The following is a 16449-nucleotide window of genomic DNA, read 5'->3' as shown; positions in this document are numbered from 1 at the left end:
GCAGTCAAACTAGTGCCGTCGTGGCCCATGTAGCCACGGTCAAACCAACCTCGATCTTTCTCGCCCAAGGAAATCCTCTCATGCGTTACGTTGCTCCCCTGTTGCTCACTGCTCTCAGCTTTGTCGCTTTCTCGCAGGCTGAAGAGAAGTCAGATTGGGTGAAGATGTTCGATGGCAAGACGCTCACTGGCTGGAAGGTCAACGAAAACGAGAAGAGCTTCTCCGTGCAGGACGGCGCCATCGTTGCCCACGGTGACCGCTCGCACGCCTTTTACGTCGGCAACGACAAGCCGTTTAAGAACTTCGAATTCAAGTGCGAAGTGCAGACCAAGAACAACAGCAACGCCGGCATCTTCATTCACACCAGGTTCCAGGAAAAAGATTGGCCAAAGGTCGGCTATGAGTGTCAGGTAAACAACAGCTACAACAAGGATCCGCAAAAGACGGGCGGTCTGTACAACACCGTGAAAGTACTCGAGGCTCCCGCCAAGGACGACGTTTGGTTCACCTACTACATCAAAGTCGATGGCAAGCATGTGACCGTGAAAATCGACGACAAAACCGTGGTCGATTTTGAAGAGCCAGCCAGCAAGGAAGGAACCATCAAGCTGAGCGAAGGGACCTTCGCCCTGCAAGCTCACGACCCAGGCAGCACCGTGATGTTCCGTAACTTGGAAGTCCGCCGTCTGCCGTAAGCAGTAGGCCGGGTGCAAATGACGGTCAACCCATGGCTCGCGCCGGAACATCGCGGAGTACCGCTTGTTCAGGCCTACTTTCTAGTTCCGGCTTACAATCGATTTGCCTTTACCCTAGCTCCTAGTTCCCAGCCCCTAGCCCCCTCTACCATGCCTGTCATCACCGCCGCCGCTCTCGAAACATATGCTGAAAACCTCTTGCTTGCCGGAGGTGCTTCGGCCGAAGAAGCGACCGTTACGGCTCGCAGCCTCGTGGATGCCAACATGCGAGGCTACGACTCGCATGGTGTTATGCGGTTGCCCTATTACGTCCAGGCCATCAAGGATGGCGAAGTGATTTCCGGCGCGCCGCTCACGGTCATCGATGAAGGGCCAAGCCGCGTCGTGGCCGATGCCAATTGGGGCGTGGGCCAGGTGCAAGGCGTGAGGATGCTCAAAATGCTGGCCGAAAAGGCCCATAAGACGGGGCAGGCCATCGGCACCATGACCCACTGCGGCCACATCGGTCGGCTTGGCGAATACTGCGAGATGGCGGCTGCCCAAGGACTTGTTTCGCTGCTGATGGTGAACTCGCACGGCGCTGCGGTCCGCGTGGCTCCGCCCGGCGGCAAGGCTCCGCGGCTCAGCACCAATCCGCTGGCCATCGGCGTTCCTCACAAAGATTCGCCTCTCGTGCTCGACTTCAGCACCAGTGCGACCGCCGAAGGCAAAGTACGCGTGAAGAAAATCGCCGGTGAGAAGGTGCCCGATGGTTGGCTGCTCGATTGTGAAGGCAAGCCAACGACTGATCCCAACACACTCTATGGCACGCCTCCAGGCTCTATTCTGCCGATGGGCGGCACCCAAGGTTACAAAGGCTTCGGACTTGGTCTGATGATCGAGATCTTTACCGGTGCAATCTCTGGTGGCGTGACCGCGCGACCGGTTCCCTTCGAGAAAAAGGGAAACTGCGTCTTCATGATGCTCATCGATCCAGGCCTGTACGGCGGGGCTGAACACTTCAAGACCGAAGTGGAACAACTGGTCGAATATATCCGCAGCTGTCCCCGCATCGATGGCTGCGAAGAGATCATGCTTCCCGGCGATCCCGAGCGCAAACTCTTCGAGCGTCGCCAAGCCGCTGGTCTCAACCTCGACACCGAAAACTGGAATGCGCTCGTCGCCGCCGGCCAGAAGCTCAATGTCGCTGCCCCAGCGGTTGCGTAGCACAACAACAATCACAAAAAGCGGTGGCTTCGCAGGTCGCCTTACCTGAGCCGGAAACGTCAGCGACCTGAGTGCATCGACCTGCAAGCCATGAACTCTTAGGAAACAATCGCTACCCGAGCTGGGGTCAGTCCACTCAAATGTACGAACTGGCATCAGCCTTTTTGTCCAACAACCTCCCCCCGGATTTCCGCCCAAACCGCTGCCAATCTCGCATAAAACTGCACCTGAGGCTCGAACAGTCGAGAGGTTTTTGGACACGTTACTTTTTCCAGCCCGACCGACTGCAGGGCCCTCTTCTCGACATCGGTCGAGCTCAAATTCGCCAGCGATTTTGATAACCATTCCGCGCACCAATTTACGAGTGCCCTTCACCCGCAACCTGCTTTCGTTGCTTGACTTGCGGCAAGTATAAGTTTCCATTACCCGCCTGCTTGATAACCGTTTGATAACCATTCTTGTCCCCAGCCGCTGCGGTTCGACAGCGGCGATCAGGCAAACCTTGCACGCGATACGCCGACGTATCTATCGAACATGTACAATCACTAGTCCAGAACACGTTCATGATAATTGTATATCATGTCGTGACTAGTCTGGTCACACGAGCATCAGAATTCTTGAACCGGATCTGCCCGAGGGTGGCTTCAGTGGCGATGACTACTCAGGTTCGGTAGCACAGGCGAATAGATAATGCTGTCTGAAATCCCAGTCCCAATTGGTGGGCGACATTGCCGACGTCGGCACGCAGGCGGCTATCAGCGTTGCCAGAACATGCACCGGCTTGCACGCGTAGATTCCCGCTGCCCAGCATTCGTTGAATTCGACGACCGCCCAGCCGCGCCCCTCGATCAAACCGACGTCGAGGACGAAGGCTGGGGGAAACGCGACATCTGGCGAATACAGCACCGCTTGGGCGAACTGGCGAGCTTGTTCAAGCTCTTCTGGTGGTGCGAAAAGACTTTGGTCGTCGCCGATAACCTCGCCATGCCGCTGATAGGGACTGATGGTGGCAACCGAGCCCGCGCGCACAAAACAGCGATACTCGGCCAGCCAATGGACCGGTTCGCCGACATGAACCAAGGCGGCGCGAGGAATGCGAACAGTAACCTCCGCAAGCTCTGCCGAGCGATAAATGCCGGCAGGAAATGCCTTGCTGATCGAATGCTTGATAAAGGAGGCACCGTCCAGATGCAGCGCCTCCTGCAGAGACATTTGCTGAAGGCTGCGGACCAAAAATCGAGCCGGAAGGCGAATCGTCCAGTCCGACGGGCAGCCTAGTAGAGTTCTTTCAAGTTGAGCGGCGAGATCGAAGGCCAGGGGCGGTGTAACGAAGAGAGCGATCTGATCGTCATCTGGCTCGAACCACTCGGGAAGCTCGCTGCCATCCAGTCGCAAGGTTGTCCATCCGAGACCTTGCGCCGTTTTGCGCAAGATCTGGGAATCAATCGTGTTTCGCGACGAAACGATCAGAGAAGGCATTGGTTGCTGCGGCTGAGAGTTACTTCACACCGAGCGTGGCGAGTCGCGCGGCTGCTTCGCCTTCGGCCTTCTTCATGACCGATTCGAGGGTCACCGGTTTGCCGCCCTGGCGTTTGCTTTCGTCGGCTGCTTCCATAAAGGCATAAATTTGCAGCGTTTCTTCAGCCGAAACCGGAGGCTGGCCACCGCGGAAGAATTTCACGATCTCCACAGCCAGCGGTCGATAGCCATCGAACTTGCCGATTTCGCGAATCCCCTTGCTGCCAAACGCTGTGCCTCCGTAACCGGATCCGCCCTTGGAACGAATGCCGCGGAAAGTGCCGATGCGGCCGCCGCTCCAGACTCCAGCAGCCAGATCGTAGTCGTTAGTGGAAACGCGTGACACCGATTCGCAGCCGCTACCCATTACGGTAAACAGCGTTTCCACACCATGAATGCCATACCAGAACAATTCAGGGTGTGTCTTTTCGAGCGAGCAGGGGCTGTAAGCATCGCAGCCCTGAATGTCGCCGATGGCTCCGCCGCGAATCTCCTGGGCGCCCTTGGCAAAACGGAGGGACGAACACGAGAAGACCGGTGCCTTATAGATTTTGGCAGCCTGATAGATGGCAATGGCATCGGCGAGCGAGCCGGCGACAGGCTTGTCGATGAAAGTTGGTTTGCCCGCCTTGAAGCCAGCGAGTGCCTGTTCGAGGTGCGGTCGGCCATCGTTCGTTTCGAGCAGAATGCAATCGACGCGTTTTACGAGTTCATCGATCGAGTCAACAATCTCCACACCATGAGTTTGAATATCCTTCGTATAGCCGGGAACTCGGGAAGTGCTCGATTCGATATCCGGGCTACCCTGGGGGTAAGCAGCAATCACGCGGCAATGGGCAACGTCTTCGGTGGCCTTGGGATTGTTCAGTTCCTTCGTAAACGCCATCACGTGCGAAGTGTCGAGCCCGATGATGCCGACCTTCAGTTCCTTCTGGTCTTGGGCCACTGCGGGTAGCCCCGCGAGTGCGATTCCCGAAGCGATCGACAGCGAAAAAGTGCGGCGCGAAACCTCAGTCATGGAATTCATTCCTGTTGGTGACAAAGTCTACGTTGAGTGAACTATTTCTTTTCGGCAGGCTTCTCGGCGGATACCGGTGCCGTAAATCCTGGTGCGGCGGTGAAGGCGATGACTTGCTTGCCGTCTTCAGCATTCCAAACAATGATCTGGCCATCGAAGGTCCCGCCAGCAATACGTTTGGTGCCCGCGTGATAGGCGGCGGATAGAACCCAATCCTTCGCGCCTGGGTATTCGCGAATCTGTTTTTGGTCTTTGGCGTTGAACTGGCGAACCTTCGCCTCGGCGGAACTGGTCAAGAAGAACTCGCCGCCAGGAGACAGCTTGTAAACTTCTCCGCCAAAGCCTACTTCCGCAGTTCGCGCCGCATCGGCGACTTTCCAACGCTGGATTTTGTTATCGCTGCCGCTGGAATAAACCTCGGCCCCATCCGGATGGAACATCACGCCGCGGACTTCTTTGTTGTGAGCCGAGTAAGTGATGAGCAGATCGCCTGTCTTGGCATCATAGACCTTGGCAGTCTTATCGCGACTGGCCGAAGCGAGCTTGTTGCCATCAGGGCTCCAAGCAACCGCAAAGACCCAATCGCTATGGCTGGTAATCGTCAGTTGCTCCTTGCCGGTTGCCACCTCGAACACGCGGACAGAGCCATCGGCGGCAGCGGTGGCGATGCGGTCGCCGGCTGGGTTGAATTGGCAGTCGTAGACCACATCGCTGGTGGTCGAGATCACGCGGATCAGTTCGCCGCTATCGAGCTTGAAGATGCGGCATTCGCCCAGACGCCCGGGTGCGCCACAGGCCACGGCTAGCAGTTGACCATCGGGACTCACCGACAAGCCGTAAGTCCGTTGACCGACATTATTGATGCGGCGAATCAACTGGCCATCGGTAGGATTCCAAACGGTCACTTCGTGGTAGCCAGCGGCGAGCAATTGCGATCCATCGGGTGTGAAGGCAACCGCCGTGATGGGCATTGTGGCGCTGTACTTTTCAGGTCCAGCAGGATGCTTCGGCGCCGGAATATAGGAGGCGAGCGGAGCCTTCGGATCGGGACCGTCGAAGTTAGCCCCTTCTTCAACCCAGCGTTTCAGCAATGCGATTTGCTCAGGGGTCATCGGGTCACCGTCGAGAGGCATCCGCTCCTTGGGATCGGTTTCGATAATCCGGCGGAATGCTTCGCTCCCGTCGAGATCCTTCGCATGAAAACCCGGACTGGTGGAATCGCCGGCTGCCATCACCTTTTCGTACGTATCGATGCGGTAGCCACCCTCCGCCTTCTTCGGTCCGTGACAGGCCAGGCAGCTATTGATGAGCAGCGGGGCAACATCGGTTTTGAAGCTGACAGGATCGGCTTGGACCGCGGTGGCAATCGTGGAGACGATCGCCACTGCAAGGAAGGAGCAGCGTTTCATATTTCAATCCGGTGGGAGGTGGGACTTCGGTAGCCCGACGCGTCAGCGAAGGAGATCGTGAGTGGAGTATGGGGGAGAGAGCGGTCAGTGTTGGAATAAGAACTCGTTGGTATTGAGGAGTGCCCAGCAAATGTCTTCGAGACCAACGACCTGATCGCCCTTCGCGGCGATGTGCGCTAGGCTGGCTTCCAGTTCTTTGGGCGTAGGCCGCCGACTAACCGCGGCCAAGTACAGGTCTTCGATAATGTCTTCGTTCTTCTTGCCTGCCGCGATGGCTTTGCGGAAGCGGTTGTTCGCGTCTCGAAGCTTGCCATAGATCAGCGGGCCATTGAAGAACTGAATCGCCATGCCAAGGTTCGAGTCGCTGGTACGCTCGCATGCGCATACCGTTTGCCGTTCGGGCTGGCCAAAGATCTTTAAAAACTCATGCTTGGCCAGATCGGGGGAGGGAAGTTGTGTCGCCTTAGTGCCCGCAGGCAATCCAGCAAATGCTTCAGGCAAATCGGTGACGGCACAGATCGAGTCGAGCAGTTGTTCGGCCGATAGTAGACGAGGCTGATAGTGGGAGAAGTACTTTACATCGTCCTTGTTCATGTCGTTCGGACGAAAATCAGCCTGGTAGGTCCGGCTGTTCAGAATCGTACGCAGCACATGCTTGCGGTCGTAACCATGCTGCACGAAGTCCTTTGCGAGGGCATCGAGAAGTGGTGCATTGGATGGGGGATTCGATTCGCGGAAGTCATCAGCAGGTTCCACAATGCCGCGCCCCAGCAAGTGGCTCCAGATGCGATTCACTTCGATCTTGGCAAAGTAGGGATTCTCCTTTTCGACCAGCCAATTGGCAAAGGTATCGCGACGGTCGCCATCAGCTGGCGGATCCACTTCGCCCCGCTGTGGCAGCCAAGGCTTCATTTGTTTGTTGGTGCGAGGCTGCGTCACTTCGCCGGCCCGGGCCATGTAAACGACCAGTTCATCGGTACGAGCTGACTTCTTGCGTTGCACCCGATTGAAGAATGCCGCCATCCCGTAGTAGTTGTCTTGTGTCCACCGTTCGAAGGGATGGTTGTGGCACTTGGCACATTGCAGGCGAGCGCCCAGGAACACCTGCGAAATGGTTTCGACGCACTCGTTCGTATCGGCGGCAGTGCGATAGAAATTGGCGGCCGGATTTTGCAAGGTGCTGCCACTGGCAACGATCAGCTCTTTGGCGAATTGATCGTAGGGCATGTTGGTAGCCAAAGCCCGTTCGACCCAGCGGTGATACTTGAACATGCCGCTGTTGCCGATTTGTTGATTCGTCAGCCGGAGCAAGTCGCCCCACTTGAGTGCCCAGAAGCGAGCGTATTCTGGACGGTCAAGCAGCGAGTTAATTGCCTTGGCCCGTTTGTCCGGAGCACCATCAGAAAGAAACGCTCGCACTTCTTCGACGGTCGGTGGAGTGCCGATCACATCGCAGTACGCCCGACGCAAAAACTCTTCATCGCTGCATAAGCCCGAGGGGAGATATTGCAACTGTCGCAGCTTGGTGTGGACGAGTTCGTCGATGTAGTTGTTGGTCGGCGGGTTCGGCCATTGATAGCCGGGAATCTCTTTCACGAAGGTAAGAAAACACGATTCGATGTGTTCGAGGTAGCGAACCAAAATGGCCGCTTCGCCGCGAGTCTTGCCGATCACGAGACCAGCCTCGGTAACTTCGGCCACTTCAGTATCGGATGACGAATAGCAGGCCAGCGGAGTGACATCGCGGCTGGTGCCATCCGAAAAATGCGCTCGGACTGCCAGTTGCTGCGTGTGGGCAGGAAATTTGAACTGTCGGCCGGTAGGTGGTGAAACTTCGATCTTCACGCAGCGAGCCTGGTCGGCGGGATCGGCCTGACAGCCTTGTTCGATCCAGTCTCGCAGTACCGCATAGGCAGGATCCGACTTCTTCAGCTTTTGGCCGCCACCATGCGGAACCTTCATCAGCGGCTTGAGCAGCAGCAGGCTTTCGTCGGCGGTCACTTTGTTTGTGCGACGACCGAGATCTTCGCGAATGAGTGTGAGATTATCGAGCACCGGGTCGAACGCTCGGAGAGAAAGGCGAAAGCCTCCCTTGCCGCTGGGCGAACCGTGGCAAGCACCCGAGTTGCAACCATTTTTCGAGAGCGCCACCAGGGCATCAAACTCAAACGACAGGCGCGCGGGAGTGGCAGCGTGTATGACTTCGACAGGGACTTTCGCCTGCTGACCACCTGCGCTGATGGTGACCTCAGCGTTGCCGTCGCCTTTACCACGCAAGACGGAGCCTTCTACAGCGACCAGGTGACCATTGCTGGAAGCGATCGTGACAGCGCGTGTGAGGTCTTGCACAGTGCCGTCGGCATAGTGGCCGGTCACGACCAATTGCGCGGTGGCGTTCTTGCCGCTCAGCTTGACCGCTGCGGGTTGCACTTCGAGTTTGGTGGGCGATCCGATTTGAAGGGGCTCGAGAGGTAGATCATCGGCAACGAGCATCGGCAAACTGCAACCGCAGAGTGCGGCAAACGCGAATGCGATGAGTGGGCGTGGCAGTGGCATGAGCAAAATCCTTGCTGACAGTTCTCTGCTAGGGCTTTTTCACTTCGAGCGCAGCTGGGGCACTTTCGCCGGTCACATTCTGTTCCGCTGCTTTGCTGGTCGCTACTACAACGAGTTCCTTGAACATCACCGGTGCTGCATCGGCTACGGCGGATAACTCCACTTCAACTTCGTTTTGATCGACTGCCAGATTGACTTTGTCGGGGCCGGTCACGCCGGCGGGGAGCGATTTGAAGGCCAAGTCTACTGGCTGACGGTCGTCGGCATGGCGCGTGACAGCAATTTTGACCTTTTGCTTCTGCCCCGCTACGAGAGGTCCCGCTGGCGTAAGGGTAATCACCAACGGATCGACGAGATTCACTACAACATCGTTCGATACCACCGCTAGACCCGTACCAGCCAATTCGGCATACGTGAAGTACCGCAACGCATGACGCCCGGCAGCGATGTCTTTGGCCGACTTCAGAATGATCTCGTAGGTTTCCGCCGGGCCGTTGCCGTTTCGCTTCACTTCGCTAGTGACACCCGGTGGGAGCTTCGTAACGAGCACAGTGAGCGGCACGTCTTTGAAAGTCGCTTCGTTTCGCTGCATGGCAAGGGTCAACTGAGTCTGCCCGATTTGCCGAAGCAGTTTGATTTCTGGCTTGCCCTGTGAGAGCGTGTAGAACTCGCTTTTGGCCTGCAGTCCCGAAGCAAGCAGCAAACCGTCTTGATAGGCGGGCGGATAGATCAGCGCGGGCTTCGCCAGTCGAGTTTGCGCGGTGGTCGACATAACAGCCGGCGAAATGGATTCGTCATCTACGGCTTCGCCGACAATGCGAAATCGCGCGATCTCGGCTCGCTGCCAATCGGCCGGCGGAACAAGGTAGAGACGCGTTTCATTGGCTTTGGCTGCAATCACGTTGTTGACCAGTTGCCAGCCACTGCGAGGCGAATCGATGCTCAGCTGAATCGCACCGTCATAGCCACTGCGCTGCGCCACGACATCAATGTAGCAACCGCCGCCAGCAATGCTGATGGGAAACCGCGTCCGATTGTTGTTCAGGTCGGCCTTGGTCTTGGCATCACCCAGTTTGCGAATCAGTTGAAAGCTGGGGCCGGTCGAAGCCTCGATGCGATAGGTGAAATCGGCTCCACCGCGGTCGGTGAGATCACTGACTACGAGCTTGTAGATTCCCTCGGCTGGCGCCACGAACGAAAGTGGCTCCTCTTCGTTCTCGGTCACCGCCGCTTCTGCCACTTGCGCACCAGCGGAATTAAGCAAGCGTAGCGTGATGATGGCTGCTGACCCGACGCTGCGAGAAATCGGCGCGAACATCACGCGCTGATCCTTGGCGAGCGAGAACGAGTACTCATCCTTCTCGCGGGGAACTGCCAGGACTCCGTGAACGGCCACCGGAAGCGCCAGTGGATCCTTCGCTGTTGGCGACTCCAAGGCCAGTGGCAAGTTGCCAGCGACAATCGTTCCCCAGCCGGAACCCTGGACACCGGGGACCGACGTGCTAATCGGCAACCGCCTGCTGGTCGAACTGGTGGTCAACAAACTGACCGCACTGAGCTTGTCGACTTGAGGCCCAGTAAAGTGCAGTGCAGTGGGTACTCCAACCTGTACGCCGATCGGATACGTCGTGGTTACGAGCGGGAAGTCGCCCAGCCTCAGGCGATAGCGACCGTTGGCCTTGAAGCGATTATCACGCAGTTCGATGAGATACTTACCATCGGCCGGCGCGGTAAAGACGCCGCGGCAGTCAGCACCAGCGGCCGCATCGTCGTCGAATAACAACAATTCGTTGCCTTGTGCGTCGAGCACGCGCAGCACGCCATCAAAATCCGATCCCAGCCGGGCGGCAATCAGTTCGAGCGATAGGCGCTCATTCGCTTTGGCATTGAAGGCAAAATAGTCACTCGCTGGCCCATCGCTGGAGCCTTCGATGGCAACCGGCAGAGTGATTTCCTGGGGGGTGGCTGGTGCATGGTTGTTGCCGCTTTCGGCAACGGTCGCCAGGTCGTCGACCATCACCGGCAGGATGTCGCTCATCCCGCGAATCGAGGCGATCACGATTCCCGCAGGTCCCACGCTCGCTCCGGCGGGGACTGTGAGCTTGCAAGTCAGGCTCTTCACATCTTTGGCTTTGGGGTCCTGCGCCACCCATTCGCAGCGAGCGGGAAAGCTGGTCCAAATCTCTATGGCCCCATCGAGCTTGGTTCCGCTGAAAGTAATCTGCGTAGTCGTGCCTGGCTTGACGGCCGCTGGAGAGACGCCGGTGATTGCCGGCTGCGCAACAGCCGTCGAGGCGTGCAGCAGCACCAACAGGCAGCAGCCTACGATCGCTGACCAGCATGAAAGCGAGAGCTTGGTCACGGGAAACGCTCTTGGTGGGAAGTAGTTCAGGGCAAAGGCGGGAGGTGGCGGCTAAGCCACAAGGCGACAAGGTTGCCCCTAAGACGGCATGCTGCGGTCTGGGCAGGAACCAAGTTGCCAGCGCCCATTCTGACCGGCGCCCCGGCGCCGGTCAACCAAACAGAACGGATCCACGGAGGAAAGGATGTGCCGAGCGACTCTGTTCGGCTCCGTCAACTTACGTCAACCGCCGGTCGCCCTCGCGCGAGTTGAAATCGGCGTAAGTGTTCAACCAGGGGCTGAATTGTTGAACACACCTGTGCCAGAAAACCCGAGAGATACGCAAACTGCTGTTCAACAATTGACCCGATTGTTGAACGCCCCCCGATTTGACTGTCACGCATGTTCCCGCGACGTAAGTCCTGCTGAGTGCCAATCCGATTGGGGCCTATTCGTTGATAAACCCGTCGACTTTATCAACAGCACCTTGCGCAACTCTCGGGAAATAACGCCTGTTGGTGTTGATAAACCTACCCTATTTATCAACACCCTTTTGCCGGCACCAAACTGCTACTCCCGCGTTTGCTGGAAGTAGTGAACGCCCTTTTTGTTCGAGGCGATGATATCGATCAGACCGTCGGCGTTGACGTCGGCCACTTCGAACTGCGTGCCGGGGCCACTGTTGTGGTCGAACTGGTGCGGCGTCCAAACCGGGCGGCCATTCTCGCGTTTCAGTTCGAACCAGAAGAAGACCGCCGGATCGTCAACACCCGGGTCACCCTTGGCATGGGCCCACCAGCGTTTGCCGCAGACAATGTCCGGCAGTTTATCGCCGTTCATGTCGGCCAGCATCACGCCGTGAATCTGCGAGAACGTTTTGTCGATCTCATGCTGCTTCCATTGATTGGGAGCCACTTGCTCGTGCCACCACAGGCCAAAGCCGTGCGGGCTGGAGGTCAGCACGTCGCTATCGCCGTCGCCATCGAAATCGTAGGCATACATCTGAGCAGCGAGGCCAAAGTTGACCGGATGAAACTTCCAGGGAGTTTCACTGGCCGAGGCTGGTGCTTCCCACCAACCGCTGGCGGCCAGCATGTCTTTGCGACCGTCGCTGTTCACATCGCCTACGCCAATGCCGTGGTCGTACTTTTTGGCTCCTTGCACACCCTTTTCACTGACGGCGGTCAAGATCCACGGTTCGTTCGGATCCTTGGCGGGCTTGGCAAAACCAACCTGGCGATCAGGACCGTCCGATTCTTTCGTGCTGGGAGCAAAGCCGAGAATCAGCTCTCGCTTGCCGTCGCCATCGAGATCGAGGTATTGTGGGCTTTCGTTGTTCGTCACCGGCGTGGCAGTTCGCTTCGTCCACAGCTTGCCGGTTTCCTTGGGATTCTCGTACCACCAGGTCGGAGTGCCGGGAAAATCGACGATGAGCAAATCGCTCCAGCCGTCGCCGTTCACATCTTCAGCGAAGCAGCAGAAGGCGTTGCTATAGCCGGTCGGGTTGTATTCGGGGGCCTTCTCGGTGAGCTGATGCATCTTCCAATCGGGTGCTTCGTACCAAACGTAGCCGGCGGCAATATCCTGCTTGCCATCCTTGTTGAAGTCGGCAACGGCGACCCCTTCGCTACGGAACTTGTCGTCGAGCTGCGTCCGCTTGAAGCGGATCTGCGGTGCAGCCTTGGCATCGGCCGCCGGAGCTTGGGCGAGCGACACACTCGCCAGCGAGAGGAGAATCAGGACAGAGAGGGACCGCATCATGGAAGACCTTTCGTGCGACATTAGCCGGGCGACGATTCGCTCCGGGAATGCCGAATTATAAAGGGGCCACGCGCGCGGGTCGAGTTGCCACTACTGGAAGTTGGCAGCCCCTGGCACGTTCAGATTTCAATGATGGCCGACCGAAGTGCCGTTTGCAGTTCTTCGCCTGCGATTGCCACTTCGCGGCTCAGCTCGACGCAGCGCTCGGCGTTGCACGCGGTCGCAGCCACTTCTAGTTGTTCGGTGGCGTTCATCAGTACTGTCGCATCGAAGTTGGCTGCTTGCCCTCGCAGCAGGTGCGCGGTTCGCGTCAGCTCGGGAAACTCATGCCTGGCAGCCAGGTCGGCAAGCGCATGCACTTCGTGAGGCAACTGTTCGAGGAATGTCTGGGCGACTTCGCGAAAGAGTTCTCGTTTGCCAAGCATGCGTGCCAGCGGTTGCGACCAGCGGTTCTCCACCGATTGCGCGCCAGGCAATGGAGAGGGCGTTCCGTTGTTCACAAGCGCGTTGATTGCCGTGCGTAGTTCATCGAGCCCCACCGGTTTGATCAGGATCAGATCGATTCCCGCTTGCTTGGCATCTTCGGCATTGGCGACGGCTCCCGCAGCCGAAATGACGATGAGCGGAATACGCGGCCGCGAATCTTTTGCCTCTCGCTGACGAATCTGTCGTGCGACTTCCAGGCCATCGACCTCGGGCATGCTCCAATCGAGCAGCCCCAAGTCCCAATCAATTTGCTCGTAGTACTCCAAGGCTTCCCGGCCATTGACCGCCAGCCGTTGCTGGTGACCAAGGAGCTGCAAAAAGTCGGTGATGAGCCTTTGGTTCACGGGGTCGTCTTCGGCGACCAGGACCTTCAACCCGCGCGTGATGGGAACGGGCTTGCTTGTGGGTTCACTGGTGAGTGACGCGATAAAGCTCCGCTCCAGCGGCAACTCTACCGTAAACTTCGAGCCGCTGCCCGGCGTGCTCTCGAGTGTGATACAGCCGGACATCAGCTCGACCAGGCCTTTGGAAATTGCGAGCCCTAGTCCCACGCCGGCCTGTTCGTGCGGAGAACGATTGTTCCCCTGAATAAAGGCATCAAAGATCGCTGGTTGCAAATGCGGCGCGATGCCCGGTCCAGAATCGATGACGTCGATTCGCACGCCGGCATGCGGCCGTAGCAAGCCGAGCCGCAAGGTGACGCTCCCTTGCTGCGTAAACTTGATCGCGTTGCCCAGCAGGTTCAGGATGATTTGCTGCACGCGTAGCGAATCGCCAAACAAATACACGCTCTCCGTCGGCAGTTCACTCTCCAGCCGTAATCCCTTTTGTTCTGCAATCGGGCGCAGCATCGCAACGCAGCGTTCAGCCACATTGCAGACATCGAACGGCGCGGTGAAAACTCGCAGTTTGCCGGCCTGCATGCACGCCAGGTCGAGAAGTTCGTCGACCAGTGAGCGCAGCGAAGTGGCTGAGTCCTTGATGGTCTCGAGAAACAATCGTTGTTGGTTCGATAGGCTTGTTTCGCCGGCCAGCTCTGCATTGCCGAGAATCGCATGCAGCGGGTTGCGCAGTTCATGGCTGATATTCGCAAGAAAGCGAGTCTTCTGCTCGCTCGCCGATTCAGCAGCTTCTTTGGCAAGCTCCAATTGTCGTCGCGATTCCATTAGCTCACTTCCCGCGCGCTGAATCCGGGCAACCGCCGGGCGAAAGATCAAAGCTCCTTCCAGCAGCAAGACGAGAATGGTCAGCAGCAGCAAGAGCCATTCGATGCGTTGCAGACGAGCGACTCGCGCCTGCGCTTCGCGATCGAATTGAAAAACGGCCGCATCCATCGCGGTCAGATAGTCGGCTTCGCGCTGGAGCAGTGTGTCGAGAGCGGCTGCTGGTAGTTGCTCAGCAGGACTTTGTAGCAGGGTGTTGGCCGCAGCGACCATTTCATCGAATGTTGGCTGCAAACGGGCGAAGTGCGCCGCGATGGCAGGGCTGTTCTTGCCCGGGAGTTGCAGAGCCTTATCGCCAAACTGCAGTCCCTGGTGCGTTTGTTGCCAAATGGCCAGAGTTTCTTTGAGTTCGAGGCGACACTTCGCCCGCGATTCATCCGATGTTGCCCGATCCCCAGCGAGCGCTGCTTTGGTCAGCTTTTGGCTAAGCATGCGTTGCCGACCGGCGAGATTCACGATCGTCGAATCGCTCTGCTGCTGTCGCAACGACCGCTGCACCAGCACTTGTCCGCTGATGGAAAGGAGCGCCACTGCCGACAAGGCGGCGATATAGAGCCAGCGGAGTCGCGCGGTCCCGAGATCGAGAGGCGCGCTCGAACTCATGGCTGCTGCCCTTCGTTGTCTGTCGTGGCAGTTTCTTCCGCGGCGGTGTCATCATCGTTACTTGCCGGTGGCAGCAGACCGAGAGCGCGAAGCTTCTTGCGCAGATTGCCGCGAGTAATGCCCAAGATCCGAGCGGCCCGCGCTTGATTGCCGGAGGTATTCTCCAGCACCAGTGCAACGACGTGTCGCTCCATGTCAGCAATGGCTTCGCTGTACAGATGCGTCGTCGAACGTCCCAGCCCCGAGGAAACGAACTGCTGCCAATAAGTTTGTGCCGGAGGCGCCTGAGCGGTGCTGGCGGATGTCTCGCCACTTGTGCCGCGGCGCAACGAACGCAAGAGCGAACTCGAGGCGAGCACAGTCCCCGTGTTCTCAATGAGTGTCTGCTGCAGCACGCTTTGCAGTTCGTCGAGATTGCCCGGCCAGGAATGCTCTCGCAGCAAGTCCATGGCTTCCGGCGAGACGCGCACCTGCTGCTGGTTGTATTGAGTACTCAGGTGCATGAACCGTTGCACGAAGTGATCAACCAGGGCCGGCAGATCGTCGCGACGTTGCCGCAGGGGCGGCAGCGTGATCGCCAAGGCCCGTAGTGCGTAGTACAACTCGGCCCGGAAGGCACGCTGGCCGATGAGTGGCTCCAAGTCTCGCGAGGTGGTGCAGAGCAGGCGAACATCGGTGGAGATGACGTTCCCCGTGGTACCCCGTTCGAACGTCCCAGTCGTGACCAGACGAAATAGCTTGCTTTGAATCTGTGGTGAGAGCTCGGCGATCTCTTCCAGCAACAACGTGCCACCGTTGCACTGCTCTAGCTTGCCTACCTGGTCGCCACTGCTGGGGCTGTCGACGCCAAACAGCTCGTGGTCGAGTGTGGCGCTGTCGAAGTCAGAACATTTGACGACTCGGAAAGGCTTGGTGCTGCGGCTGCTATTTTGATAGATGGCACGCGCGACCAGTGCCTTGCCCGTTCCGGTTTCGCCTTGCAGCAAGACTGGTTCCTGCCGAGCAGCGGCTCGTCCAATTGCTTTGAAGACCTCCGACATCAAGGGACCGCGACCGACAAGTGCCTCGATCGTTTCTTCTCGATTTTCATTCGCGGCAGCAATTACCACGGGCTCGTGCATTAGCCGCCGAGCTTCCAGCGCGAGTTGAACCTGGTGTTCTAGCACCGACAAGTCGAGAGGCTTATGCAGATAATCGAATGCGCCCCGCTTCATGGCTTCGATGGCAGTTTGGCTCGTCCCGCGGGCGGTGATGAAGATCACAGGCAAGTGCGGATCAAGCTGGCGCGCTTGCGCGAGCACGGCCAAGCCACCCAGATCGGGCAGGACGTTATCGAGGATCATCACGCTCGGACGCTGACTGAGCATCTGCAGCGCTTGTTCGCCAGTGCGCGCTGTCAGCAACGTGTAGTGCTCGTCGTCGAACACTCCGTGCGCCAATCGCAGTACAAGCGGATCGTCATCCACCACAAGCAACCGGGGAAGTCGTTTGCCAGATGTCTGCATGGGGGAAGCTGGGTCAGCTTGATCAGGTTCTTCGGTTTCTAGCGAAGTCACGCGCCGCCTCAATTAGCAATTGGCATACCGGTTGCTTTTTTCGGTCACAATCACAGAAACAGCCTGCATTCTACCTG

At 57.9% G+C, this 16449-nt stretch carries 10 protein-coding genes; 2 read left to right on the top strand and 8 right to left on the bottom strand.

Annotated elements, in window-relative coordinates; translation table 11 throughout:
- Nucleotides 1-80: 80 nt before the first annotated feature.
- On the top strand, nucleotides 81-695 hold the full coding sequence (locus NA78x_RS15005) for a 3-keto-disaccharide hydrolase (RefSeq protein ID WP_425619262.1): 615 nt from the start codon (nucleotides 81-83) through the stop codon (nucleotides 693-695).
- A gap of 150 nt (nucleotides 696-845) precedes the next feature.
- Nucleotides 846-1901 carry an Ldh family oxidoreductase gene (locus NA78x_RS15000; RefSeq protein ID WP_425619261.1) on the top strand — a complete coding sequence of 352 codons (1056 nt, stop codon included), beginning with the start codon at nucleotides 846-848 and terminating at the stop codon, nucleotides 1899-1901.
- Between the two features lie 657 nt (nucleotides 1902-2558).
- Here the strand turns inward: NA78x_RS15000 and NA78x_RS14995 are convergent.
- From NA78x_RS14995 to NA78x_RS14960, 8 genes are all read right to left on the bottom strand, one after another.
- Nucleotides 2559-3296 carry an ATP-grasp domain-containing protein gene (locus NA78x_RS14995; protein ID WP_425619260.1) on the bottom strand — a complete coding sequence of 246 codons (738 nt, stop codon included), beginning with the start codon at nucleotides 3294-3296 and terminating at the stop codon, nucleotides 2559-2561.
- Between the two features lie 103 nt (nucleotides 3297-3399).
- Nucleotides 3400-4437: a Gfo/Idh/MocA family protein gene (locus NA78x_RS14990; protein ID WP_425619259.1), complete on the bottom strand. Its 1038-nt coding sequence runs from the start codon at nucleotides 4435-4437 to the stop codon at nucleotides 3400-3402.
- A gap of 41 nt (nucleotides 4438-4478) precedes the next feature.
- Nucleotides 4479-5846 (bottom strand): c-type cytochrome domain-containing protein, encoded by a 1368-nt coding sequence (locus NA78x_RS14985; protein WP_425619258.1) that lies wholly within the window; start codon nucleotides 5844-5846, stop codon nucleotides 4479-4481.
- An 84-nt stretch (nucleotides 5847-5930) separates the two neighbouring features.
- Nucleotides 5931-8402, bottom strand: coding sequence for a DUF1549 domain-containing protein (locus NA78x_RS14980; protein ID WP_425619257.1), 2472 nt, complete (start codon nucleotides 8400-8402; stop codon nucleotides 5931-5933).
- A 28-nt stretch (nucleotides 8403-8430) separates the two neighbouring features.
- The gene (locus tag NA78x_RS14975) at nucleotides 8431-10764 is read right to left on the bottom strand and encodes a pre-peptidase C-terminal domain-containing protein (protein ID WP_425619256.1); all 2334 of its coding nucleotides are present in this window, start codon (nucleotides 10762-10764) and stop codon (nucleotides 8431-8433) included.
- A gap of 549 nt (nucleotides 10765-11313) precedes the next feature.
- Nucleotides 11314-12504, bottom strand: a complete 1191-nt coding sequence (locus NA78x_RS14970) for an FG-GAP repeat domain-containing protein (RefSeq protein ID WP_425619255.1) — start codon at nucleotides 12502-12504, stop codon at nucleotides 11314-11316.
- A 119-nt stretch (nucleotides 12505-12623) separates the two neighbouring features.
- Complete coding sequence (locus tag NA78x_RS14965; RefSeq protein WP_425619254.1) at nucleotides 12624-14816, bottom strand: ATP-binding protein; 2193 nt, start codon at nucleotides 14814-14816, stop codon at nucleotides 12624-12626.
- A complete protein-coding gene (locus NA78x_RS14960) occupies nucleotides 14813-16372 on the bottom strand; it encodes a sigma-54-dependent transcriptional regulator (RefSeq protein WP_425619253.1) in 1560 nt (519 codons plus the stop codon). The genes NA78x_RS14965 and NA78x_RS14960 overlap by 4 nt, the downstream gene beginning before the upstream one ends.
- Nucleotides 16373-16449 lie beyond the last annotated feature (77 nt).

The organism is Anatilimnocola aquadivae (assembly GCF_049819085.1).
Taxonomy (GTDB): domain Bacteria; phylum Planctomycetota; class Planctomycetia; order Pirellulales; family Pirellulaceae; genus Anatilimnocola.
The sequence above is the reverse complement of the archived record's forward strand: the minus strand, read 5'-3'. Positions and strand labels throughout refer to the sequence as shown.